General features: G+C 62.8%; 22 protein-coding genes. 16 read left to right on the top strand and 6 right to left on the bottom strand.

Annotated features, from left to right (window positions below; all coding sequences use genetic code 11):
• Window positions 1-2: 2 nt before the first annotated feature.
• Both JYP50_RS11190 and JYP50_RS11195 read right to left on the bottom strand, forming a co-directional pair.
• Window positions 3-1,385, bottom strand: coding sequence for a serine hydrolase domain-containing protein (locus tag JYP50_RS11190; protein ID WP_206560603.1), 1,383 nt, complete (start codon window positions 1,383-1,385; stop codon window positions 3-5).
• A 23-nt stretch (window positions 1,386-1,408) separates the two neighbouring features.
• A complete protein-coding gene (locus JYP50_RS11195; protein ID WP_206560604.1) occupies window positions 1,409-3,598 on the bottom strand; it encodes a TonB-dependent receptor in 2,190 nt (729 codons plus the stop codon).
• A 292-nt stretch (window positions 3,599-3,890) separates the two neighbouring features.
• Here JYP50_RS11195 and JYP50_RS11200 point away from each other — a divergent pair, with 292 nt between their 5' ends.
• A complete protein-coding gene (locus tag JYP50_RS11200) occupies window positions 3,891-4,607 on the top strand; it encodes a Crp/Fnr family transcriptional regulator (RefSeq protein ID WP_206560605.1) in 717 nt (238 codons plus the stop codon).
• 145 nt (window positions 4,608-4,752) lie between these two features.
• On the opposite strand, the gene gyrB is transcribed toward JYP50_RS11200, so the two are convergent.
• The 4 genes from gyrB to dnaA form a co-directional block, all read right to left on the bottom strand.
• Window positions 4,753-7,170 carry a DNA topoisomerase (ATP-hydrolyzing) subunit B gene (gene gyrB, locus JYP50_RS11205; protein WP_206560606.1) on the bottom strand — a complete coding sequence of 806 codons (2,418 nt, stop codon included), beginning with the start codon at window positions 7,168-7,170 and terminating at the stop codon, window positions 4,753-4,755.
• Between the two features lie 58 nt (window positions 7,171-7,228).
• Window positions 7,229-8,323: a DNA replication/repair protein RecF gene (gene recF, locus JYP50_RS11210; protein WP_206560607.1), complete on the bottom strand. Its 1,095-nt coding sequence runs from the start codon at window positions 8,321-8,323 to the stop codon at window positions 7,229-7,231.
• 102 nt (window positions 8,324-8,425) lie between these two features.
• Window positions 8,426-9,532, bottom strand: a complete 1,107-nt coding sequence (gene dnaN / locus JYP50_RS11215; RefSeq protein WP_206560608.1) for a DNA polymerase III subunit beta — start codon at window positions 9,530-9,532, stop codon at window positions 8,426-8,428.
• Between the two features lie 137 nt (window positions 9,533-9,669).
• Complete coding sequence (gene dnaA / locus JYP50_RS11220) at window positions 9,670-11,343, bottom strand: chromosomal replication initiator protein DnaA (protein ID WP_277602469.1); 1,674 nt, start codon at window positions 11,341-11,343, stop codon at window positions 9,670-9,672.
• Window positions 11,344-11,800: 457 nt separating this feature from the next.
• Between dnaA and rpmH the strand changes: the two genes are divergently transcribed.
• The 15 genes from rpmH (at window position 11,801) to JYP50_RS11295 (ending at window position 24,715) form a co-directional block, all read left to right on the top strand.
• Window positions 11,801-11,935: a 50S ribosomal protein L34 gene (rpmH, locus tag JYP50_RS11225; protein ID WP_206560610.1), complete on the top strand. Its 135-nt coding sequence runs from the start codon at window positions 11,801-11,803 to the stop codon at window positions 11,933-11,935.
• 15 nt (window positions 11,936-11,950) lie between these two features.
• The gene (gene rnpA / locus JYP50_RS11230; RefSeq protein ID WP_206560611.1) at window positions 11,951-12,361 is read left to right on the top strand and encodes a ribonuclease P protein component; all 411 of its coding nucleotides are present in this window, start codon (window positions 11,951-11,953) and stop codon (window positions 12,359-12,361) included.
• Complete coding sequence (yidD, locus tag JYP50_RS11235) at window positions 12,361-12,588, top strand: membrane protein insertion efficiency factor YidD (RefSeq protein WP_206560612.1); 228 nt, start codon at window positions 12,361-12,363, stop codon at window positions 12,586-12,588. Before rnpA ends, yidD begins: the two co-directional genes overlap by 1 nt.
• 14 nt (window positions 12,589-12,602) lie before the next feature.
• Window positions 12,603-14,300 carry a membrane protein insertase YidC gene (gene yidC / locus JYP50_RS11240; protein ID WP_206560613.1) on the top strand — a complete coding sequence of 566 codons (1,698 nt, stop codon included), beginning with the start codon at window positions 12,603-12,605 and terminating at the stop codon, window positions 14,298-14,300.
• A 90-nt stretch (window positions 14,301-14,390) separates the two neighbouring features.
• Entirely contained in the window at window positions 14,391-15,770 is a 1,380-nt protein-coding gene (gene mnmE / locus JYP50_RS11245; protein ID WP_206560614.1) for a tRNA uridine-5-carboxymethylaminomethyl(34) synthesis GTPase MnmE, read from the top strand.
• Window positions 15,771-16,251: 481 nt separating this feature from the next.
• Window positions 16,252-17,121, top strand: a complete 870-nt coding sequence (locus JYP50_RS11250) for a DUF2971 domain-containing protein (RefSeq protein WP_206560615.1) — start codon at window positions 16,252-16,254, stop codon at window positions 17,119-17,121.
• A gap of 251 nt (window positions 17,122-17,372) precedes the next feature.
• Window positions 17,373-19,274, top strand: coding sequence for a tRNA uridine-5-carboxymethylaminomethyl(34) synthesis enzyme MnmG (mnmG, locus tag JYP50_RS11255; protein WP_206560616.1), 1,902 nt, complete (start codon window positions 17,373-17,375; stop codon window positions 19,272-19,274).
• A 7-nt stretch (window positions 19,275-19,281) separates the two neighbouring features.
• Window positions 19,282-19,938 (top strand): 16S rRNA (guanine(527)-N(7))-methyltransferase RsmG, encoded by a 657-nt coding sequence (rsmG, locus tag JYP50_RS11260; RefSeq protein ID WP_206560617.1) that lies wholly within the window; start codon window positions 19,282-19,284, stop codon window positions 19,936-19,938.
• A gap of 128 nt (window positions 19,939-20,066) precedes the next feature.
• Window positions 20,067-20,906 (top strand): AAA family ATPase, encoded by an 840-nt coding sequence (locus tag JYP50_RS11265; protein WP_206560618.1) that lies wholly within the window; start codon window positions 20,067-20,069, stop codon window positions 20,904-20,906.
• Window positions 20,903-21,808: a ParB/RepB/Spo0J family partition protein gene (locus tag JYP50_RS11270; RefSeq protein WP_206560619.1), complete on the top strand. Its 906-nt coding sequence runs from the start codon at window positions 20,903-20,905 to the stop codon at window positions 21,806-21,808. The genes JYP50_RS11265 and JYP50_RS11270 overlap by 4 nt, the downstream gene beginning before the upstream one ends.
• Window positions 21,809-22,083: 275 nt before the next feature.
• The gene (locus JYP50_RS11275) at window positions 22,084-22,467 is read left to right on the top strand and encodes an ATP synthase subunit I (RefSeq protein WP_206560620.1); all 384 of its coding nucleotides are present in this window, start codon (window positions 22,084-22,086) and stop codon (window positions 22,465-22,467) included.
• Window positions 22,468-23,346 carry a F0F1 ATP synthase subunit A gene (gene atpB, locus JYP50_RS11280; protein ID WP_206560621.1) on the top strand — a complete coding sequence of 293 codons (879 nt, stop codon included), beginning with the start codon at window positions 22,468-22,470 and terminating at the stop codon, window positions 23,344-23,346.
• A 44-nt stretch (window positions 23,347-23,390) separates the two neighbouring features.
• Window positions 23,391-23,618 (top strand): F0F1 ATP synthase subunit C, encoded by a 228-nt coding sequence (gene atpE / locus JYP50_RS11285; protein ID WP_009020576.1) that lies wholly within the window; start codon window positions 23,391-23,393, stop codon window positions 23,616-23,618.
• 77 nt (window positions 23,619-23,695) lie between these two features.
• Window positions 23,696-24,166 carry a F0F1 ATP synthase subunit B gene (locus tag JYP50_RS11290; protein ID WP_206560622.1) on the top strand — a complete coding sequence of 157 codons (471 nt, stop codon included), beginning with the start codon at window positions 23,696-23,698 and terminating at the stop codon, window positions 24,164-24,166.
• 12 nt (window positions 24,167-24,178) lie between these two features.
• The gene (locus JYP50_RS11295) at window positions 24,179-24,715 is read left to right on the top strand and encodes a F0F1 ATP synthase subunit delta (protein ID WP_206560623.1); all 537 of its coding nucleotides are present in this window, start codon (window positions 24,179-24,181) and stop codon (window positions 24,713-24,715) included.
• Window positions 24,716-24,726: the final 11 nt, after the last annotated feature.

The following is a 24,726-nucleotide window of genomic DNA, read 5'->3' on the forward strand; positions in this document are numbered from 1 at the left end:
CGCTATTTCTTGAAGCGATTTGAGTGCGGTTGCTCGACGTCGGCATCGAACAGCCCGGATGTTACCAGTGGGCGCAGGTAGCGCTGAATTGATCCGGTATCCGGCGTGGTAGAGAAAAAGCCAACCACCAGGTCGCGGTCCGGCGACACATACAGTCCCTGGCCAAACATTCCACTCTTGAAGAAGTCCCCGTCTGCGAACACCGCGTCCCACTGGCGGCTACTGCCGAGAATCGGGGCATTGAGGCGCTGGGTAAAAACCGGACCGTCATAACCGCTCATGAAAAACTCCTCGCCCCGAACGCCCTGGCGTATCCGCTGGACAATGTCGTCGGTCACGATGGGCTGGTCACTGACCGCGCGCCAGCTCGGTGTGTAGAGCATGCCAAAACGCGCCATATCCCGGAGCCGGCTGGAAACCACGCCGTGTACTGCCGCCAGGCCGTCGGGGGCGAGGTGAACCTGGAGCCCCCCCTCTACCGCCATGTGTGACCAAACCCGATCGTTGAACACGTCGGCCCAGCGCTTCTGCGTCACTTCCTCGGTGAGCAGCACCAAGGCCTGGGTCACTGGTGAGCTGTAATCGAATGAAGTTCCGGGTTCGCGCACTTTACGCGCGCTCTTCAGGACCTCGCGGACGGTTTCCTGTTCTCCGGTCTGCAGGTTGGGTTCACCGAACTCGGCCAGGAAAGTGCGTGTGGCGATAGAGTCAGGATCGGCCCGGGTGCTGTCGTCCTCCTCGGTATCCAGTCCCGGGGTCATGTCGAGGAGATCGAGTATGCGGATGTCCTCCCAGGCAGTGCCGCGAAAGTCGGGCATGTAGTGACCGTAGGTTTGCTCCGGGTCCAACAGGCCGTCGTCGATCAACAGGTCAATCACCAGTGAAGCCAGCGGTTTGGCATTGGAGGCCCAGAGGTGAGCGTCCTCTGGATTCATGCCCGGGTACTGCTCGTAGACAATGCGGCCCCGGTGGATTACGACAAAGCCCTGGGCGTAACTTCGGGAATCCACCAGGAACTCATCAAGGCTAAGATTCCCGAGCGCTGAGTCGGCGCGCACCTGACCAATTCGGCTGTCCTGCGCGTAGGGCAGCGAGCTTGCCGACCGGGTAGCGGGTATGACGGTGGTCGGCATGCTCTCTGACACATGCCCGGTCCAGTACAGCGCCACATCGCCCCCCTTAAGTACCGAAGCAACCGACACTGATTGGGCCAGCTCCCTGGCCTGCTCGAGTGTGAAGCCGGCTTTTGCCCGGACCACGGGGAGGCGGGCTTCCTGCCCCGACGCCATGGCGCTCGCCAGGGCCAGGGCGAGCGGCAGGGCCAGGGCGCTACCGCGGCCTCGCTGCCGACGTCGCCGGCAGGAGGTGACGCTGTTGTAGGGCATCCTCAAATCACCCTTGGCAAGAACTAGAACCAGTAGGTCAGGGTGGCCCCGACTGTGCGCGGTGCCGCCGGGGTGACATTGGCCGAGATTCCCGGGTTAATGGTGAAGTTATGCAGCATGTATTCCTCGTCAAAGGCATTCTTCATCCAGGCTGCGAGTTCCCAGCTCTGGTCCTCTGCGGTATAGGACGCGCGCAGGTTGGTGACTTCGTAGGCGCTGATCGCGCCCTCCTCACGGTTTTCAATGTCCTGGTAGGCCTTGCTCTTACGCGTGTAGTCGGCGCGGGCGCCGATGGTGCCCCCTCCCGCAAGCGGGTAATCGAAAATCAGGCTCAAAGAGCCGGCGTTCTTGGGCGCATTGCGCAGCCGGTTGCCCTCGAAGGGCGCGAGGTTGGCCTCCAGCTTGGTGTATTCGGTGTCGAGGTAGGCATAGGTGCCCGCGAGCTGGAAATAGCTCCCCAACTGCCACTGCATCTCCAGCTCGGCGCCTCTGCTTTCCGCCTCACCGGCGTTCTGGGTCACGTTCGGGCCGGGAATCCCGCCGGGGCTGACGGTCTGGATCAACACCTGCAGGTCTTCGTACTCGGTGTAGAATACGGTGGCATTGAAGCGCATGCTGCTATCGAACAGCATACCCTTGATGCCAGCCTCGTAGTTGATCACAGATTCCTCATCGAAAGGTGTTTCAGCCGCCAGTTGGGTACCCGCGGTACCCTGGAAGCCGCCGCTCTTGAAGCCTGTGGAAGCAGTCGCATAGAACGTGGTGTCACCCAGGTGGTAATTCAACGCAACCTTGGGAGTGAAGGCGCTCCAGTCCTCATCGACTTCGATATCAAAGACTTCTGTGATGTTCACACCGTTGGCCAAGGAGCGGTTGGTGGCATCCTTGCTCTCGGCAGTGTAGCGGCCACCCAGGGTAAGGTCCCAGTTGTCGCCGAACGACCAGGTGAACTGGCCGAAGGCGCCAAAGCTATTGGTCTCGTTGGTCTGGAAGTTGCCGCCACTCGGCAGCACTGTGCCCGTGGGTGCACCGCCCAGCGGGGCGCCAATGATGGCGTCGAAGAACTCGTCGCGATCAACCTGTTCGTTCAGGTAAAAGAGGCCTGCCTGCCAGAACAGGGCGTCGCTCGCCTGGCTGGCAAAGCGGAACTCCTGGCTGAATTGCTCTCCCTCTTCCTCGAAGTAATTATCAAGTGTAATGATAGGGAAGTATTCGAACGTTACCGGGGGCTGGACATCGAACACGTCCGCGTCAGCCATGCGGTAAGCGGTGATCGAGGTGAAGGTCCCGAGCTCGACGTCCCAGTCCACCTGCAGTGATATACCCGCTGTATCAGTATCGGCACTGGGCTCTTTACCCTGCAGGTTCTCGTAAAAATCGGGCCGCAATTCGGGAGGATAAGTGCTGACAATATCGCCCAGTGCCAGGCCATCGCCGATCGAGCGCCCGGGGGCTTTCCTGCGGTCCCTCGAGGCATCGGCGGAAAGCAGCAGTTCAACGCTATCAGAGGGACGTGCCAGCAGTTGCGCCCGCACCCCGTCCGACTCGTAGGCGTTCAGGTCGTCAAGATCGGCCACCAGGCTTTCCACATAACCGTCGCGCTCCTTGTGGCTGAAGCTGATCTTGCCTGCCATGGTGTCACCCAGGGGGCCAGACACCAGACCGCGCACACCGAAGTAGCCCATATCCCCGCCAGATAATTCAAAGCCACCCTCGAATTCTTCGGCGGGCTTGGTGGTAACGATATTGATGGCGCCACCGGCGGCGTTTTTGCCGTACAGGGTGCCCTGCGGTCCACGCAGCACTTCAAGACGCTGCAGATCGAACAGATCGAAAGCCTGCCCCGCAGTTCGGCCGAGGTAAACACCGTCGAGGAAGACCACCACAGACTGGTCCTCACCCGCACCGTCGGCGTTTGAGCCAATCCCGCGAATAAAGAGCTGGGGCTGGGCCGGATTATAACTACCCATGCTGAAACCGGGCGTACGCAGGGAGATCGAATTGATGTCGCTGACATCCGCGGTACGAATATCCTCGGCGCCAATCGCGGTAATGGCGATGGGTACGTCCTGCAGGCTCTCCTCACGGTGCTGGGCGGTTACAACAACCTCCTCCAGCGCCTGGGCGTGCAGTTCCAGGTTGACGGAAGCAACGGCTACAGCGAGAACCGTCTGCTGAACCCGCTTGGCGAGTTGGTTATTTGTCGAATGCATGTCACTGGACTCCAGATGTTATCGTATCGAGGCAGCTCCACCGAAGCAGCTGTATCCGGGTCGGATGCCCGGTTTTTTATAGACTGACTGGGAACGTTCCGCCCTCGGTCTTATTTTTCGACGCGGAGTATATCGCTGGCTCTACCTTCGAGTTTGCAACAATTGGTTCAATTCGGACCAAATCGGTATTCTGGGCATAGTACGCCTGGTTTCCCAGGCGACTGTGCGCCATAGCGTTTGAGTAGGGTCGGGCAACATGCTGCCTGGTCCTCAGTCACTTGGCAGGGTAACAATGAGAAAAGTTCAGGGATTACACAGCTGGATCGACTCGCTCCCCCCAGCGTTGCGCGAGACTGTCCGGGCGCGAATGAATCGACGCCCTTACGAAGATGGGCAGCCAATCTACCTCATTGGAGAGGAGGGGCGCGAACTGTTCCAAATCGTCAGCGGCAAAGTGCGAGTGGTCAGCTTTACCGAGGAGGGCAAGGAAGTGCAGCTGGCTGAACTGCGCAGCGGCGACTGTTTCGGGGAGCTCAGTCTGATTACCGGCCTCGGCCGGGACGTGTCCATGTTCGCGACCGGGCAGACCGAGCTCCTCGTCCTGAGGCGAGGGGATTTCCAACAACTGTATGACGATCACCGGGAAATTCCGCGAGAGCTCAACAAGCTGCTTGCCCACCGCCTGATTGTCAGTTACACCATCCTCACCGACGCCTGTCTGCTTCCCCTGCGCCATCGCCTGACTCGTGTGCTTGCACAACTGGCTTACAGCGAAGGCACGACGGATGAAAATGGCAATACGATAGTGGAGGGCGTCACCCACGAGAAACTTGCAACCATGCTTGGTGTGACCCGGCAGGCCATTACCCGTGAGATGAAGGTGCTGGAGGAAACTGAACTGGTTCACGCCCGATACAGCAGGGTTTGCGTTCCGGAAATCAGCCGTCTGGTGGCAAGCTGTAAACTGTTCTCTGGCGGAGAACTCATCGTGCCTGACTACTCGGACTGAAAATCAGACTGGAGATCAGAAACAGCGAGCGGCGCTGGATTCCGCCAGCGCCGGCACTGCTAACTTATTGAAACTAAAGAAAAGATATAGGACATCTTATGCGCGAATACGACAACTTATGCGCTTTCCTACAAAAGTTCCCCGTCTACACATCCAGATTCGCCACCGACAGCGCATTCTCCTCGATAAAGTCTCGCCGGGGCTCCACGTGGTCGCCCATCAGCGTGGTGAAGATCTGGTCGGCGGCAATGGCGTCCTCGATGGTCACCTTGAGCATGCGGCGCACCTCCGGGTCCATGGTGGTCTCCCACAGCTGGTCGGGGTTCATCTCGCCCAGGCCCTTGTAGCGCTGGATGTTGTAGCCCCTGCGCGCCTCCGTCATCAGCCAGGTCAGGCCCTCGTCGAAGTCGCGGGTCTCCAGGATCTTTTCGCCGCGCTTGAAATAGCCGCCCTCGTCGATCAGGTTGTTGATGGTACCGCCCAGCGCCACCAGGCTGCGGTATTCGCCGGAGGAGAAGAACTCGTGGTGGTATTCGGTCTCGCTCTCCACGCCGTGGGCGACGAGCTTGACCACGGGGAAGAACAGGTTCCGCTCCTGGTCCTTGCGCACCACCACCGAGTACTCGGAGCCCTTGGGCGCCCTGGGTAGTAAGCGCTCAGTCAGCTGCTCGGCGAAGGCACTGACCGTGGCCTCGTCCTTGAGCTCCTCCACCGTCAGGTGCTGGCCGTAGACCATCTGCCACAACACGATCGGCGAATAGAGGCGGTCGAGGCGGTCGATGGTGGCGGCAACCTTGCGGAACTGGCCGACCAGGCTTTCCAGGCTCTCGCCGGTGATCGGCGGGGCGTCCGGATTGACGTGAATCGCCGTGCCGTCCAGGGCGGACTGGGTGAGGTACTGGCGCAGGGCCTCGTCGTCCTTGAGGTAGGTGTGCTGCTTGCCGCGCGCCACCTTGTACAGCGGCGGTTGCGCGATAAACACATGGCCGCGCTGGATCAGCTCCGGCATCTGCCGGAAGAAGAAGGTCAGCAGAAGGGTTCTAATATGAGACCCATCTACGTCCGCGTCAGTCATGATGATGATGCTGTGGTAGCGCAGCTTGTCGGCGTCGAACTCGTCCTTACCAATACCGCAACCCAGGGCGGTGACGATGGTGCCGACCTCCGCCGAGCCCAGCATTTTGTCGAAGCGGGCCTTTTCCACGTTGAGGATCTTGCCTTTCAGCGGCAGGATGGCCTGGAAACGGCGGTTGCGGCCCTGTTTGGCCGAGCCGCCGGCGGAGTCACCCTCCACCAGGAAGAGTTCTGACAGGGCGGGGTCCTTTTCCTGGCAATCGGCCAGCTTGCCGGGCAGGCCGGCAATGTCGAGGGCGCCCTTGCGCCGGGTCATTTCCCGCGCCTTGCGCGCCGCCTCGCGGGCCCGGGCGGCGTCGAGCATCTTGCCGACCACCGCCTTCGCCTCCTGCGGGTGCTCCAGCAGGTAGTCGGAGAAATAGGTGTTCATGGCCTGCTCAACCGCCGTCTTCACCTCCGAGGACACCAGTTTGTCCTTGGTCTGGGAGGAGAATTTGGGGTCGGGTACCTTGACCGAAATAATGGCGGTCAGGCCTTCCCGGGCGTCGTCACCGGTGGTGGAGATCTTGGCCTTCTTCGCCATCCCCTCGCGCTCGATATAGCTGTTGAGGTTGCGGGTGAGGGCGGCGCGGAAACCCGCCAGGTGAGTACCGCCGTCCCGCTGGGGGATGTTGTTGGTGTAACAGTAGATGCTCTCCTGGAAGGAGTCGTTCCACTGCAGCGCGACCTCCACACCGATGCCTTCGTCGGAGTCCGCCTGGAAGTGGAAGGGCTTGTTGATCGGGCTTTTGTTCTGGTTCAGGTAGTCCACAAAGGCCCGCAGTCCACCCTCGTATTTGTAGGTCTCCTCCTTGCCGCTGCGCTCGTCCTTCAGCACGATGCACACACCGGAGTTGAGGAAGGCGAGTTCCCGCAGGCGCTTGGCCAGCTGGTCGAAGTGGAACTCAATGTTGGTGAAGGTCTCCGACGAGGGCTTGAAACGAACCAGGGTGCCCGAGGAATCCGTGCTGCCGATCTCTGCCAGGGGCGCATCCGGGACGCCGTGACGGTAGACCTGCTCGAACATCTTGCCCTCGCGGCGAATGGTCAGGGTGAGCTCTTCCGACAGGGCGTTCACCACCGAGACCCCCACGCCGTGCAGGCCGCCAGAAACCTTGTAGGTATTGTCGTCGAACTTACCGCCCGCGTGCAGCACCGTCATGATCACTTCCGCCGCCGACACACCTTCTTCGTGCATTTCGGTGGGTATGCCGCGGCCGTCATCGCCGACCGTAACCGACTCGTCCGGGTGAATAACAATATCGATGCGCGAACAGTGGCCGGCGAGGGCCTCGTCGATGGAGTTGTCCACCAGCTCGAACACCATGTGGTGCAGGCCGGTACCGTCGTCGGTGTCCCCGATATACATCCCGGGGCGCTTGCGCACGGCATCCAGGCCCTTCAGTACCTTGATACTCGAGGAATCGTAGTTTTGCTCTTGTTCACTCATAGTCCGCTTGACTCTCTCTCTCATCGACACACGCCGGATCGGCTACTGGTCGTTGTGCTTATCGCGCTGAAATTTCACCATGTTCCACGTGGAACATGGACGGTTGTTCACCCCCTGGCCACACCCGCGCCACGTCCTCGCGGGCCACACAGGTAATAAACACCTGGGTCTGCAGGGCATCCAATTCCTCGCAAACCCGTTGACAGTGGGCGGTATCCAGCTCCGAAGGCAGATCATCCACCAGGTAGATACAGCGACTATGGCCGGCGGATTGCATCAACTGGCCCTGGGCCAACTTCAGTCCACACACCACCAGCTTCTGCTGACCACGCGACAGCACGTCGGCTGCCGGGTAGCCATCCACCGTTACCTTCAGATCGGCGCGCTGGGGCCCCACCTGGGTAAAACCCTTCTCCCTGTCGGAGGCCTGGGACGCCGCCAGCGCCTCTTCATAGCTCAATCGCTTGTCCCAGCCCTGTCTCAGGCGCAGCTCGAGTTCGCCGAGCTGAGGCAGCAGTCGCTGCATGAGATCGCGGAACAGGGGGGCGAGTTGTGCAAAATAGGCCTGCCGGTAGTCATTGAGCAGGGCGCCGGATTTAGCCAGCTCCCGGGTCCACACGGCCAATTCACCGCCCCCCAGTTTATCACGGCGCAGGCCGGTATTGCGCTGTTTTATACAGCGCTGGAAGCGTTGCCACTCGGGAAAGAAGCGATGTTCCACGTGGAACACACCCCAATTGAGATATTGTCGCCGGGCGCTGGGCGTCCCGGTGAGCAGGTCGAAACTATTGGCATTGATCACCTGCAACGGCAATTGCTCCACCAGGCTGGCCACCGTGCGCACCGACTCGCCATTGATCCGCAGCGATAATTCACCGCGCCCCCCGCGCTGGACCCCCAGGGATACCGAGCCGTTGGTCAGCGCAGACCTCACCGTGCCTTGCACCACGCAGTGCGGCTCACCGTGACTGATCAGCGTGCGGGCGCTGGTGGTGCGAAAAGAGCGCGCCATGCCGAGCAAATGCACGGCCTCGAGAACACTGGTTTTGCCGCTACCGTTTTCGCCGTAAAGCACATTGATGCGGTTGGCGTCGTTCAGGCTTGCGCGGCGCAGATTGCGCACGTGATGGATATTGAGCTGCGAGAGAGACACGGGATGCGCTCAAACTACCGAAGGAGGAGGTTTACAAGAAGAGGGTGGAATAGCAAAAAGCGGGCGGGAATCTGCCCGCCGCGGCGCGACGGGCAACTGGCCCTAGAGCCGCATGGGCATGACCACATACACCGAATCCCCGCTCTCGGACTCCTCCAGCAGGGCACTACTGTTGGGATCGGACATGGACAATTTCACCTGATCGCCGCTCAATACACCGAGCACGTCCAGCAAGTAGCTCACGTTGAAACCGATTTCCAGGGTATCGCCCTGATACTCCACCGGCACGGATTCCTCCGCCTGCTCCTGCTCGGGGTTGTTGGCGACGATTTCCATCGCCTCCGGCACCAGCTTCAGGCGCACGCCGCGGTACTTTTCGTTGGAAAGAATAGCGGCGCGGCTGAAGGCCTGGCGCAAATCCAGGCGGGAACCGATTACGATCTTGTCGGGGGAGCGGGGCAAAACCCGCTCGTAATCCGGGAACTTGCCGTCCACCAGCTTGGACGTGAAGGTGAATTCGTCGGTGGTGGCGCGCACGTGGTTGCTGCCCAGCACGATGGCGATATCCTCCTCTTCGCTCAGCAGCAGGCGCGACAGCTCCAATACCCCCTTGCGTGGCAGGATAACCTGCATATCCTCCGGGCTGTCCACCTGCGAGGGCAGGGTACACATGGCCAGGCGGTGGCCGTCGGTGGCAACCACCCGCATACGCCCGCCCTGAAGCTCCCACAGCATGCCGTTGAGGTAGTAGCGCACATCCTGCTGAGCCATGGCAAAGGCCGTGCGATCGATCAAGCGACGCAGCTGGCCTTGGCGGACGGTGAATTGATGGGTGCCGATGCTGTCCTCCACGCTGGGAAACTCCCGCGCCGGAAGGGTCGACAGGGTAAAGCGGCTGCGCCCGGATTTCACCGTCGCCTTGCCTTCCACCACCGAAAACTCGATATCGCTGCCTTCCGGCAGGGATTTACAGATGTCCACCAGCTTGCGCGCCGGTACGGTGACCTCACCGTCCTCGCCGGCACCGGCGGGCAACGGCACCCGCCCAACCAACTCCACTTCCAGGTCGGTACCGGTGAGGGACAGGCGATCACCCTCGAGCACCAGTAGTACGTTGGCCAATATCGGCAGCGTCTGGCGCCGCTCCACCACGCCGGCGACCAGGTTCAGTGGCTTGAGCAGGGCATCCCGGGAAACTACAAATTTCATATTCTGTTGTATTCCTTTTTTGTCACCGAATAGGCCGGCGCCGTGTCCGACAGGGAACCCCCGCAACGCGGTATCGCCCCCAACTGGCTACAGGCATGCGCCTATTGCAAAAACAACGTCTCCTATCCGCCGCGAGCTCAGGTTGTGAGCGAGCGAAGCAGATTCTTGTAGTCCTCGCGAATATCGGAATTGGTTTCACGAAGTTCCTTGATTTTACGACATGCATGCAACACTGTCGTGTGGTCGCGCCCCCCAAAACTGTCGCCAATTTCGGGGAGACTGTGGTTGGTCAATTCCTTGGCCAGCGCCATGGCCACCTGCCGTGGACGCGCCACCGACCGGCTGCGACGACGCGACATCAGGTCGGCGACCTTAATTTTGTAGTACTCGGCCACGGTGCGCTGGATATTGTCGAGACTCACCTGCTTGTCCTGCAAGGCCAGCAGGTCCTTGAGGCTCTCCTTGATCAGCTCGATATCCACGGGCCTGCCGGTGAAGTGAGCGCTTGCTATCACCCGTTTAAGCGCGCCTTCCAGCTCACGCACGTTGGAGCGAATCCGCTGCGCAATGAAAAAGGCCGCTTCCGGTGGCAGCTCCACCCGGGCCTGGTTGGCCTTGTTCATCAGGATCGCCACCCGTGTCTCGAGCTCCGGTGGCTCCACCGCCACCGTCAGCCCCCAGCCAAAGCGCGACTTGAGGCGCTCCTCGAGCCCGTCAATCTCCTTGGGATAGCGATCACAGGTGAGAATCATCTGCTGTCCGCCCTCGAGCAGGGCATTGAAGGTGTGGAAAAACTCTTCCTGGGAGCGATCCTTCTTGGCGAAGAACTGGATATCGTCGATCAGCAGGGCATCGACCGAGCGGTAATAGCGTTTGAAATCGCTGATCGCGTTCAACTGCAGCGCCTTGACCATGTCGGCAACAAAGCGCTCGGAGTGCAGGTAAACCACCTTGGCCCCGGGGTTCTGGGATTTCAGGGCATTGCCCACCGCGTGCATCAAGTGGGTTTTACCCAGGCCGACACCACCGTAGAGGAACAGCGGGTTATAGGCGGATCCGGGGTTTTCAGCCACCTGCCGCGCCGCGGCCAGCGCCAGCTGGTTGGACTTGCCCTCGACAAAGTTGTCAAAGGTGTAGTTATCCACCAGGTGGTGCTGGTGTTGTGGATTGCTCTGCCCCTCCTGCGACCGACTGGCGGGGGGCCGGCCAACCGGGGTACGGCCACCCGGGGGCCCGCCAACCGGGGGCCGGCCACCCGGGCCGCGGTCTTCCGCGATCGCATGCGCCGTCACCGCCGCGCGCGGAGCTTCCGGGGCACGTGAGTGACCGCCAGGCCCGCCCGGGGACGGGGGGGCCTCGCCACTGACCGCAAAACCCGAGACCGAAGGACTGGACGCGGGGCGTTCACCGACGCCGCTGGGTATCGAAAAACCGAGAGAAGAGGGGCGCCCGCCCGCGGCGCCACTATCCAGCGGGCGCTCGGTCACCGGCGGGCTGGCCATGGGGCGCTCGCCCACCGGACTCTCCGGCAGCCCGCTGTCGGCCGCGGGGGACTGTGGACGCTGCGCGCCACTGCCGATCTCCAACACCACGTCGGGCGCCTGTTCGCCCTCCATTTCCCGCACCAGTTCGTGGATGCGCGAGGAGAACTTGTTGGCGACAAAATCCTTGATGAAGCGGTTGGGGGCAAACAGCGTGAGCATTTGCCCCTCGTGGGCGGCCTGCAGCGGCCGGATCCAGGTATTGAATTGTTGCGATGGCAACTCGCTTTGCAGGCGATCCATGCACCGCTGCCAAATGACTCCAGGCAAACCTTCCCCCCGATTGCCACGATAAAATGGTCATCACTGAGTTAGTGAATGTTAGTAACTTCTTATTCCGGCGACCATTGCACCCGCCGGGAAGAGGCATGATACGCCCCCCACAAACACTTATCCACAAAAACGGCGCTTCGAAGGGCTTTTTTTTTATTATTAGAAATCAGTATCTTATGTGTGTTATACGGCGACGAAGAACAGGGAGCCAAAGGTTATACCACAAGCTATCTACCTGTGGATAAACTGTTTGTATCTTTTTGGAAAAATGTGCACCGAATGCGCCAGGCCGCGCGCCGCCTGGCTTTGGCCGGGCGCGCGGGCAGGGTCCCGCAAACGCCAAAAAACAGCAAAATCGCGTTGTATTGCGGCGGCCGTTTCAATAGAATAGCCAGCCTTTTTTCCGGCCCGCGTTCCGCGGCCGCAGACTGTTTACGTTATTGGAATCAATGTCATGAAAAGAACGTTTCAACCCAGCGTCCTGAAGCGCAAGCGCACCCACGGCTTCCGCGCCCGCATGGCCACCAAGAATGGCCGCCTGGTCCTGAACCGCCGCCGCGCCAAGGGTCGCAAGCGCCTGGCAGCCTGATGGGTCGCCGGGGTGATGGGTGGCGACGCACAAACAGGCGGACCCGATCATCGCTTCGGCAAGGCCCGGCGCCTGCTCAACGCGAGCGACTACAGCCGCGTTTTTGACTGCGCCGAGGCCCGCGCCTCGCACAAACATGTCTTGCTACTGGCAAGGCGCAACGACAAACCCGGGCATCGCCTGGGTTTGGTCGTGGCCAAAAAAAATGTTCGGCAGGCAGTACAACGCAACCGGGTCAAACGCCTGACCCGGGAAGTGTTCCGCCAGGTTCCCCAGCAAGGGCCTTTTCTGGACGTGGTGGTTCTGGCGCGGCGCGGCATCGACCAGTTGGATAATGCCCAGCTATCCTCTATGCTGCGCGAGCAGTGGCGGAAACTGGCCCAACGTGTTTCCACGCCAAACCCCAGCACGAGCCAGGAACGCTGATGCGCCGCATACTGATTACGCTGATTTCCGTCTACCAGGCCTGCCTCAGCCCGTTCCTTGGCAACCACTGCCGTTTCTACCCCAGCTGCTCCGCCTATGCCCGCGAGGCCATCGCCGAACACGGGGTAATAAAAGGAAGCCTGCTGGCCATGCGCCGCCTGTCCCGCTGCCACCCCTGGCATGAAGGCGGGGTGGATCCGGTACCGCCCTGTACCCACACTCACTGACTTCGAACTGAATTATGGATTTGCAACGCTCACTGCTGATTGGCGCGATTGCCGTACTGTCTTTCATGCTGCTCACGGAATGGGTGGCGTTCAAGGAAGACAAGACCCAGGCGGCGGCCCCCGTCACCAGCCGACTCACCGATAGCGGCGACACGCTCCCCACGCCACCGGACAGCGAGCAGCCCGTGGCGAACGCCGCGGCGGACGATATCCCCACCGCGCCGGCGGCTCCCGGTGAGCCGGCCGCCGCCGAGGTTGCGGCGGACAATGGCAATGGCAGCGGGCGCATCGTGCAGGTGTTCACCGATGAACTGCAGCTCGCCATCGACCTGCACGGCGGCGATATTGTCGAACTGGCCCTGGTGGAACACCTGGAGGAACTCGAGGGCCAGCCCTTTGTTCTGCTGGAGAGCAATCAGCAGCGGACCTATGTCGCCCAGAGCGGGTTGATCGGCCGCGACGGCATCGACAGCCAGGGCCGCGCCAGTTACCAAACGGCGCAGCCGCGCTACACCCTCGCCGAGGGGCAGGACGAATTGCAGGTCGACCTCCTGTGGACCGGCAACAATGGCGTGAAAGTCACCAAGCGCTTCACCTTCCAGCGCGACCACTACCTGATCAAGGTCGACTACCTGATCGAGAACAACGGCGACCAGCCCTTCCAGGCCAACCTGTTCGGCCAGCTCAAGCGCGACGGCAGCGAAGCGCCCAACTCGGGCAACAGCGGCATGGGCATCCAGCCCTTCCTCGGCGCGGCCACCACGCTGCCCGACGACCGCTTCGCCAAATTCAGCTTCGACGACATGCACGAGGAACCCTTCAAGCAGCAGCTGCCCGGCGGCTGGATCGCGATGATCCAGCACTACTTCCTCAGCGCCTGGATTCCCAACCCCGAACAGAGCCACACCTACAGCACCCGGGTCACCGGCAGCGGTTTCAATATCGCCGGTTTCACCAGCCCGGCGGTGGTGATCGCGCCGGGGCAGAGCGGCGAAGTGGGCGCGCGCTTCTACGCCGGCCCCAAGGACCAGTACCGCCTGGAGAAAATCTCCCCCTACCTCGACCTCAGCGTGGACTACGGCTGGCTGTGGTGGATCGCGCAACCGCTGTTCTGGCTGCTGACCAAGATCCACGCCCTGGTCGCCAACTGGGGCGTGGCGATCATCCTGCTAACGGTGCTGATCAAGGCCGCCTTCTTCAAGCTCAGCGCCACCAGCTACCGCTCGATGGCCAACATGCGCCGCGTGCAACCGAAGATGCAGGACATCCGCGAGCAGTACTCCGATGACAAGCAGAAGCAGTCGCAGGCGATGATGGAGCTGTACCGCAAGGAGAAGATCAACCCCCTGGGCGGCTGCCTGCCGATCCTGGTGCAAATGCCGGTGTTCATCGCCCTGTACTGGGTGTTGATGGAATCCGTGGAATTGCGCCACGCGCCCTTCGCGCTGTGGATCAATGACCTCTCGGTAATGGACCCCTATTTCGTGCTGCCCCTGCTGATGGGCGCCAGCATGTGGTTCATGCAGAAACTGAACCCCCCGCCGCCCGACCCCATGCAGGCCAAGATCATGCAGTGGATGCCGGTGATGTTCACCTTCTTCTTCCTCTGGTTCCCCGCCGGCCTGGTGCTGTACTGGCTGGTGAACAACCTGCTGTCCATCGCCCAGCAATGGGTGATCACGCGCCAGATCGAGAAAGCAGCGGCCGCCTGACGCGACAGCGACCCTGCCACGGGCCGGGGCATTCCCCGGCCTGAGGCATTGGGCATGCCTTCCACCGCCCGGTAATCGTATACTGCGGCCATGAGCAACCTGTCCTCCCTCGACGGCGACACCATCGCCGCCATCGCCACCGCCCCCGGCCGGGGTGGCGTCGGCATTGTGCGCCTGTCCGGTCCCCGCGCCCGGGCCATCGGTGAGCATCTCTGTGGCAAGGGCCTGACCCCGCGGCACGCGCATTTCTGCCACTTTTCCGATGGCGGTGGACAGCTGCTCGACAGCGGCATTGCCCTGTATTTCCCCGCCCCCAACTCCTTCACCGGCGAGGATGTGGTGGAACTGCAGGGTCACGGCGGGCCGGTGATACTCGATCTGCTGTTGCGGGAGTGCGCCGTGGCCGGCGCCCGCAACGCCCGTCCCGGTGAATTTTCCGAGCGCGCCTTCCTCAACGACAAACTCGACCTGGCCCAGGCCGAGGCGATCGCCGATTTGATCAACAGTACCACCGAGCAGGCCGCGCGCAGCGCCACCCGTTCGCTGCAGGGGGCCTTCTCCCGGGAGATCGACGAACTGGTGGCCGCGGTCACCCGCCTGCGGGTTTACGTGGAGGCCGCCATCGACTTCCCCGAGGAGGAAATCGACTTCCTCGCGGATGGCAAGGTCGCCGAGCAGGTGACCGCGCTTGAGGCACAACTGCAGGGCGTGCTGCGCCAGGCCCGCCAGGGCAGCCTGCTACAGGAGGGCATGAAACTGGTCATCGCCGGCCGGCCCAATGCCGGCAAATCGAGCCTGCTCAATGCCCTGGCCGGCCAGGACACCGCCATTGTCACGCCCATCGAGGGCACCACCCGCGACGTGCTGCGCGAACACATCCAGATCGACGGCATGCCCCTGCACATCGTCGACACCGCCGGTCTGCGCGAGAGCGCCGACGCGGTGGAACAGGAGGGCATTCGCCGGGCCTGGCAGGAAATGGCCTCCGCCGACCGCATCCTGCTGGTGGTGGACGGCAGCTCCCCCGACGCCGACACCGCCAGCGCCGCCCTGTGGCCGGAAAAAGACGAACGCCTGGGCGCGGAACTGCCGGTCACCGTCATCCACAACAAGGCGGACCTCTCCGGCCGCGAACCCGCCGTGCTGCGCCAGGGCGACGACGTGATCATCGAACTGTCGGCCCTGACCGGCGCCGGCATGGACCTGCTGCGCGAGCACCTCAAGCAGTGCATGGGCTACAGCGAGAGCGCGGGGGGCAGCTTCAGCGCCCGGCGCCGCCACCTCGAGGCCCTGGAGGAAGCGGCCCGGTTCCTGGCCGCCGGCCAGGCGCAACTCGACGAAGCCGGCGCCGGCGAATTGCTGGCGGAAGACCTGCGCCAGTGCCACAACGCCCTGGGCCGCATCACCGGCGCCATCAGCAGCGACGAATTACTGGGCGAGATCTTTTCCAGTTTCTGCATCGGCAAGTAGAACCGCCATCCCCCGCCCACAACGGGCAAACACCGTTTCCAGCCCCCGCGCACAAAGAATCCACACACATATCCACAGCGGCAAACCGCCCCCAGCTTCCCCAGATCTTGCGCACAGACCGTCCACAGGGTTTCGCGAACTCACAACAACATCCACAGTTTCTGTGGGCAATGACTGCACAAGCCCTGATTACAGTCGGGGCAAAAACTGGATAAGGTCGACCCGCGCCGCGGGCCGCGATTTCATGCCCAATCGGTCCCCAGGCGAAACAGGGTTTTAGCGGGGTCAAAAGCAGGGGTTTTGGCCCCGGCTATCATTGCTCTAACGATTTGTTTTTATTGAATAAAACAGGCGAGTCCACAAGCTAGGGGCAAGCCAATAGAAACAACAACAATAAAACAGACTCTATATACTCATATACAAGATTACTTATTTAACAATAAACAGGGATTCTTCAACGAACAAAAAACGAACAACCGCCATGATCGACGACATCCTTCGCCGCCTGTACTCCACCGTGCCCACCGACACGCTGTATCACTACACCTCGCTGTCGGGCCTGCTCGGTATTGTCGAGTCGGGTCACTTGCGCGCCTCGGACGTGCGCTACATGAACGACTCCGCGGAATTGCGGCACACCCTCGAGCTAATGCGCGACCACATCACCCGCCGGGTCATTGCCGGTACAGACCGCCCCGTGCTGCTCAACCAGCTGCTGGATTGGCTGTCCCACCGCATCGTTGGCGGCCCGATGCTGTTTGCCGCGTCGTTTCGCGCCAACGGCAACCTGCTCAGCCAGTGGCGCGGCTACAGCGTGCACGGCAAGGGCGTCAGCCTGGGTTTCAACCCCCAACACCTGTCATCCTGTGCCCGGCGCCAGCATTTCCAGGTGGGGCGTTGCGTTTACGATTCCGCCAGGCAGCGGGAGTTGATCGAGGAAGTGGTCGACGCGGTGGAGAGTTCCGCCGCCGCGGATTACCACGAGTCGGATGAACAGGCGACCCTGTCCATCTTCGAGCGGGTCGAGGGGCGTCTGTTGCGCCTGGCGGCGATTCTCAAGCACCCCGCCTTCGAGGAGGAGCAGGAATGGCGCATCGTGTCCCCGGTGATCGCCGATTGCTCGGCGCAGCCGGTGCATTTCCGCGAGGGGGCCTCGATGCTGGTGCCCTGGTACGCCTTCGAGTTGCGCGAACGCGAAAACACCGCCGCGATGGGCCTGGACCATGTGTACCTCGGCCCCACCAGCAACATCGATCTGTCGATGAATTCCCTGGAGTTGTTTTTGGCCAAGCGCGGCGCGGGTCCCGCCCGCGGTATCAGCTATTGCCAGATTCCCTACCGGCAGCGGTAGGAGGGCGGTCGAATGAATTCGACCCTACAGGGCTGGGGAAACGTCGTTGTAGGGTCGAATTCATTCGACCAAATCCCCCCAACAACGACCCATGTAGGGTCGAATTCATTCGACCAACCCCCCCCCCAACGGCCTCATGTAGGACCGAATCCATTCGACCAACCCCCCACAGAACAATTTTTGTACAATGGCGATAACGGCACGTATAATCGCGCCCCCGAAAATTTATCCACCCCGGACGAGGCAGCCACGTGGAGTACCGGCAACAGTTTGATGTGATCGTGATCGGTGGCGGCCATGCCGGCACCGAGGCCTGCCTGGCCGCCGCGCGCATGGGCTGCCGCACCCTGCTGCTGACCCACAGCGTTGACACCCTGGGGCAGATGTCCTGCAACCCCGCCATCGGCGGCATCGGTAAGAGCCACCTGGTCAAGGAAGTGGACGCCCTCGGCGGCGCCATGGCCCGCGCCACCGACCGCGCGGGCATCCAGTTCCGGGTGCTCAACGCCCGCAAGGGCCCCGCAGTGCGCGCCACCCGCGCCCAGGCGGACCGGGTGTTGTACCGCAACGCCATCCGCGAGATCCTCGAAAACCAGCCCAACCTCAGCATTTTCCAGCAGGCGGTCGACGACCTGTTGGTGGAAAACGGCCGCGTGGCCGGCGCCGTGACCCAGATGGGCCTCACCTTCCGCGCCCCCCGCGTGGTGCTGACTACCGGCACCTTCCTCGGCGGTAAGATCCACATCGGCCTGGAACACAGCGCCGGCGGCCGCGCCGGCGACCCGCCGGCCATCGCCCTGGCCCGGCGCCTGCGGGAGCTGCCCTTCCGCGTGGAGCGCCTGAAGACCGGCACCCCGCCGCGCATCGACGCGCGCTCGGTGGATTTTTCCAATCTCGAGGAGCAGTGGGGCGACGAGCCGCAACCGGTGATGTCCTACCTCGGCTCGGTGGCGGAACACCCCGAGCAGCGCTGCTGCTGGATCACGTACACCAACGAGCGCACCCACGACATCATTCGCGGCTCGCTGGACCGCTCGCCGATGTTCTCCGGGGTGATCGAGGGCGTGGGGCCGCGCTACTGCCCCAGCGTGGAGGACAAGATCCACCGCTTCGCCGACAAGAATTCGCACCAGGTGTTTATCGAGCCCGAGGGCTTGCGCTCCAACGAGCTCTACCCCAACGGCATCTCCACCAGCCTGCCCTTCGACGTGCAGTACGAACTGGTGCGCTCGATCGCCGGCTTCGAGAACGCGCACATCACCCGTCCGGGCTACGCCATCGAGTACGACTTCTTCGATCCCCGCGACCTGCACTACTCGCTGGAAACGAAAGTCCTGCCGGGGCTGTACTTCGCCGGCCAGATCAACGGCACCACCGGCTACGAGGAAGCGGCGGCCCAGGGCCTGCTGGCCGGACTGAACGCCGCCCTTGCCGTGCGCGGTGAAGAGGCCTGGTGCCCGCGCCGCGACGAGGCCTACATCGGGGTGCTGGTGGACGATTTGATCACCATGGGCACCCTGGAGCCCTACCGCATGTTCACCTCGCGGGCCGAATATCGCCTGTTGCTGCGCGAGGACAACGCCGACTTGCGCCTGACCCCGAAAGGCCGCGAACTGGGCCTGGTGGACGACGCGCGCTGGGCGCGCTTCGAGCGCAAGTGCGCGGCCATCGAGGCGGAGACGGCGCGCCTGGCCAGTACCTTCGTGCACCCCGGTTCCCCCGAGTCCGAGCAGCTGGACGCCAAGCTCAAGAAACCCCTGACCCGGGAGTACTCCCTGGCGGATCTGCTCAAGCGCCCGGAACTGACCTATGCCGACGTGGCCGCGCTCAAGGGCGAGGCCACCGCGGATGCCCAGGCCGCGGAACAGGTACAGATCCAGGCCAAGTACGCCGGCTACATCGACCGCCAGCAGGAAGATATCGAGCGCCTGCGCCGCTTCGAGCACACCGCCCTGCCCGCCGACCTGGACTACAGCGTGGTCGATGGCCTGTCCAACGAGGTGAAGCAAAAACTGGGGGAGGCCCGGCCCGAAACCCTGGCCCGCGCCAGCCGCATCCCCGGCGTGACCCCCGCCGCGGTTTCGCTGTTGCTGATCTACCTGAAAAAACGCGGCGCGCTGGAACGCGCGGCCGGCGGCCGCCAGAGCGCCTGACCCGGGCGTGGTTTCCGCACACGACGAAGAGGCGCGGGCGGCGCTGGCCGCGGGCTGCGAATCGCTATCGCTCGCGATCTCGGCGCGCCAGCTCGACGCGCTCTGCGACTACCTGGCGCTGCTCGAAAAGTGGAACCGGGCCTACAACCTGACCGCCGTGCGCGGCACCGGCGACAGGGTGCGCAAGCACCTGTTGGACAGCCTGGCCATCGCCCCCCTGCTCAGCGGGCGGCGCTTGATCGATGTCGGAACCGGCGCCGGCCTGCCCGGGGTACCGCTGGCCATTCTATTCCCGGAGCGCGAATTTCACCTGCTCGACAGCAACAGCAAGAAGACCCGCTTCCTGTTTCAGGTGAAAACCGCCCTTGGCTTGGATAATATGACCGTGCACCATGCCCGGGTGGAGGCCTATCGCCCGGTGCTGTTGTACGATGCGGTGCTTTCCCGCGCCTTTGCCTCGCTGGAGGACATGGTGGCCGGCTGCCGGCACTTGCTGGCGCCGGGCGGCCGCTACCTGGCCATGAAGGGGGTCTACCCGGAAGCCGAACTGGCAACCGTTGCCCGCGAATGCGACATTTTGTCGGTGGCGCCCATCGACGTACCCGGTCTGGGCGAGGCGCGCCACCTGGTGGTGATGGCCCCGTCGAAGGCAGCGGGTAATTGATCGACAAAATCAAACACGTAAGCGTTTGATTTTCAGTGTCCATCTTTGCGGACATGCGCCGCAAAGATGGCTTGAAAAAGCCTTGCAAGGCTTTTTCAACACCTTGCTAGAGAAGAGCGAAGGAGTCTGTGGCAAAAGTCATCGCGATTGCGAACCAGAAGGGCGGTGTCGGCAAGACCACCACCTGCGTCAACCTCGCGGCATCCCTGGCGGCCACCCGCAAGCGGGTGATCCTGGTGGATCTCGACCCCCAGGGCAATGCCACCATGGGCAGTGGCGTCGACAAGCACGCGGTGGAGCACAGCACCTACGACCTGCTGGTGCACGGCACCCCGGTGTTGAACGTCATGGTGGCCGCCGCCGAGGGCGATTACTCGGTGGTGCCCGCCAACGGCGACCTCACCGCCGCGGAGGTGGAACTGGTGGGTGTGGACAATCGCGAGCGGCGCCTGCGCGATGCCCTCGAGGAAGTGGACGGCCTGTGCGACTACGTCCTCATCGACTGCCCGCCCTCGCTCAATCTGCTGACCCTCAATGCCCTGGTGGCGGCGGAAGGCGTGATTATCGCCATGCAGTGCGAGTACTACGCCCTGGAGGGCCTGTCGGCGCTGATCGATACTATTTCCCGGGTGGCTGGCGCGGTGAACCCGGAGCTGAAAATCGAGGGCATCCTGCGCACCATGTACGACCCGCGCAACAGCCTGACCAACGATGTGTCCACGCAACTGCACCAGCACTTCGCCGGCAAGGTGTACCGCACGGTGATCCCGCGCAACGTGCGCCTGGCCGAGGCGCCCAGCCACGGCGTGCCGGTGATGTACTACGACCGCTATTCGCGGGGGTCCAAGGCCTACATGGCGCTGGCCGGGGAAATCATCCGCCGGGACGAGGGCGGCCCGCCGACCGCGGCGGCGGACGGCATTGTGACACCCACCCTGATCATGGCACCCGACGGAGGCAGCCAATGACTGCGAGGAAACGCGGCCTCGGCCGGGGACTGGACGCCCTGCTGGGCGCCAACAACACGGCCCGCGAGGCGGTGGCCTCCGCCGAGGAAGTGGCGACGACCGCGGTGGAGACCGGCGCCGCCGAGGACCAGCTCAAGCGCCTGCCGGTGGATCTGATCCAGCGCGGCAAGTACCAGCCGCGCCGGGACATGGATCCGGAGTCCCTGCAGGAGCTGGCGGACAGCATCAAGGCCCAGGGCGTGATGCAACCCATCGTGGTGCGCCAGGTGTCCGACCGCAAGTACGAGATCATCGCCGGCGAGCGGCGCTGGCGGGCCACCCAAATTGCCGGCCTGGACACCATTCCCGCGGTCATCCGGGAGGTGCCCGACGAAGCCGCCATCGCCATGGCGCTGATCGAGAACATCCAGCGCGAGGACCTCAACCCCGTGGAGGAGGCCATCGCCCTGCAGCGCCTGCAGCAGGAATTTGAACTCACCCAGCAGGAAGTGGCCGCGGCGGTGGGCAAGAGCCGCTCGACCATCGCCAACCTGCTGCGCCTGATGACGCTGCAGGAGGACGTGCGCGTGCTGCTGGAACGGGGCGACCTGGAAATGGGCCACGCCCGCGCGCTGCTGGGACTCAGCGGCGTCGACCAGTCCCAGGCCGCGCGCACCGTGGTGGGCAAGGGCATGTCGGTGCGCCAGACCGAGGCCCTGGTGCGCAACCTGCTGGCGGCGAAGACGCGCGCGCCGGCGGCGGAGCAGCGCCTCGACCCGAATATCCGCCAGCTACAGGACGATTTGTCGCAGAAACTGGGCACACGGGTGCAGATCCAGCATTCGGCCAAGGGCCGCGGCAAGCTGGTGCTGGCCTACAACAGCCTGGACGAGCTCGACGGCATCCTCGGCCACATCAAATAGGCCGCCGCCCATCCAACCACAGTATGTAGTGCCACGGGGTCGCGCCGATACCAGATGATGTATGCTCTCCAGCGACCGCCGTCCAGGCCGGCTAAATTGCCGCGAAAGTGTGGGGAACGGCGGCGAAATCTTGCAGTCAAACCGCCTTCCGTCCGGTTGAACCGCCCCTCTAATCCCCCTATAATGCGCGCGCCCGATCGGATGAAAAACCTCTCATGGAGCCGCACTACAGGTGAGGCCCGATGAGTCGCGGCGCGCCGATCGCGAGACCACCCGTGTATCGCATCAGTCTGGCCCAGGTGGCCCTGCTGCTGCCCGCGTGCCTGCTGCTCGCGCTGTGGGACGGGGTATGGGGACTGTCCGCGCTTTGCGGTGGGCTGGTGGCGGTAGTGCCACAGGCCTGGTTCGCCGCCAGGGCGTTCCGCTACAGCGGCGCTCGCTCGGCGCAGGCCGTCGCCCGCTCGGGTTACGCGGGCGAGGTGGGCAAGTTCCTGCTCAGCGCAGCGGGCTTTGCGGCGGTTTTCATGCTGCTGCGCCCGGTTTCGGGGGCCGCCGTGTTCGCCGGCTACCTGGCGATGCTGGCGATACAGATAACTGGAAGCTGGATGCTGCTGCGGCGGCCGCCGGCACAAAGAGTACAGACGCAAGAGTTGGATTAGATGGCAGGCGAAAACCAGACCGTTTCCGAATACATTGTCCACCACCTGACGAATCTTACCTTTGGCAAGCTGCCTGCCGGTTTCGAGCGTTACGACGGTTCCGTCATCGGTGAGGGCGGCGCCTGGGTCATGGCCCACGGCGGCGAGGAAGCCGCGGCCATGGGCTTCAATGCGATCCACGTCGACTCCATGGCCTGGTCCATCGGCCTGGGTATCATTTTCTGCTGGCTGTTCCGCCGCATGGCGGTCAAAGCCAGCGCCGGCGTGCCCTCCGGCATGCTCAACGCGGTGGAGATGATCGTCGGTTTTGTCGACAACACCGTGCGCGACACCTTCCACGGCCACAACAAGCTGGTCGCTCCCCTGGCCCTGACCATTTTCGTCTGGGTCTTTTTGATGAACCTGATGGACCTGATTCCGGTCGACCTGATCCCGCACACCATGATGTTGCTGGGCGTGGAGTACCACAAGATCGTGCCCTCCACCGACCCCAATATCACCATGGGCATGGCCGTCGGGGTGTTCATCCTGATGCTGTACTACTCGATCAAGGTAAAGGGCTTCGGTTTCGTGAAGGAGCTGACCCTCAACCCCTTCAACCACTGGCTCTTCATCCCGGTGAACCTGTTCATGGAAGTGGTGGGCCTGCTGGCCAAGCCCTTCTCCCTCGGCCTGCGTCTGTTCGGCAACATGTACGCGGGCGAGATGATCTTTATCCTGATTGCAGCCCTGTTCAGCGCCGGCCTGGCGTGGGCGGTACCCGCTGGCCTGCTGCAAGTCGGCTGGGCGATCTTCCACATCCTGGTGATCACCCTGCAGGCATTCATCTTCATGGTGCTCACGATCGTGTACCTGAGCATGGCCCACGAAGATCACTGATTCACTATTCAACAACCTTTGGTTCTTAACGTTAGGAGAAAATCATGGAATTAATCTACGTTGCTGCCGCCATCATGATGGGTCTGGGTGGTCTGGGCGCCGCGATCGGCGTGGGCCTGCTGGGCGGTAAGCTGATCGAGGGCTCCGCCCGTCAGCCGGAACTGGCTCCCAAGCTGCAGGTGACCTTCTTCCTGGGCGCCGGCCTGGTGGACGCGATCCCGATCATCGGCGTGGGTATCGCCATGTACCTGATCTTCGTAGTTGCCGGTTAAGCCGCGGATCAAGCGAGCTACGGCTGAAAACGGGGCCGCTCCCATGCGGCCCTTAAGCAATCTGTGAGGAGCACGGCGTGAATATTAACCTTACGCTTATCGGGCAGATGGTCGCGTTTGTCTGTTTTGTCGTTTTCTGCATGAAGTACGTGTGGCCGCCGCTGTTGGCCGCGATGCAGGAACGGGAAAAGAAAATCGCCGACGGGCTGGCTGCCGCCGACCGCGCCAATCACGACCTGGAACTGGCCAAGGAAAAAGCGGTGGAGCGCCTGCGCGAGGCCAAGACCGAAGCCGCCGGCATCATCGACTCCGCCAACAAGCGCGCCAACCAGATCGTCGAGGAAGCCAAGTCCGCCGCCCAGGTGGAAGCGGACCGCGTGAAGGCTTCCGCCCAGGCAGAGATCGAGCAGGAATCCAACCGCGCCCGCGAACAGCTGCGGAGCCAGGTGGCGGCGCTGTCGCTTGCCGGTGCCGAGAAGGTGCTGGGCAAGAGCATCGATCGCAACACCCACGCCGAGTTGGTGGACCAGCTGGCTTCAGAGCTTTAAAGCGAGGACCCAATGGCTGAATTGAGCACACTGGCGCGTCCCTACGCGAAGGCGGCCTTCGAATACGCCAAGGAGCACGGCGCACTGGCGCAGTGGGCCGAACAGCTGGCGACCGCCGCCGCGGTGGCGGTCGATCCCGCGATGGAGTCGGTGCTGAACAACCCCGCGCTGACCGACGAGCAGCAGGCCAAGACCCTGACCGATGTGTGCGGCGACGCGCTGGGCGAACCGGCGCGCAATTTCATCGCCATTCTGGCCAGCAACAAGCGCCTGCCGCTGCTGCCGGAAATCCACGAGCAGTTCGCCCTGTACAAGGCCAACCAGGAAAAGTCGGTGGACGTGGAAGTGGTGTCCGCCTTCGACCTGGAAGACGCGGCGCGGGACAGGCTGGCGGCGGCGCTTGGCAAAAAGCTGGAGCGCGAGGTGGTGGTGACCACCTCCACCGACGAGAGCCTTCTGGGTGGCGTATTAATCAGGGCCGGTGATCTGGTGATCGACGGGTCCGTGCGCGGCAGGCTGAACAAGCTCGCCGAAGCAATGAATTTGTAGGATTGAGGAAC

Origin of the sequence: Parahaliea mediterranea (assembly GCF_017255185.1) — a bacterium.
Taxonomy (GTDB): Bacteria; Pseudomonadota; Gammaproteobacteria; order Pseudomonadales; family Halieaceae; genus JAFKCZ01.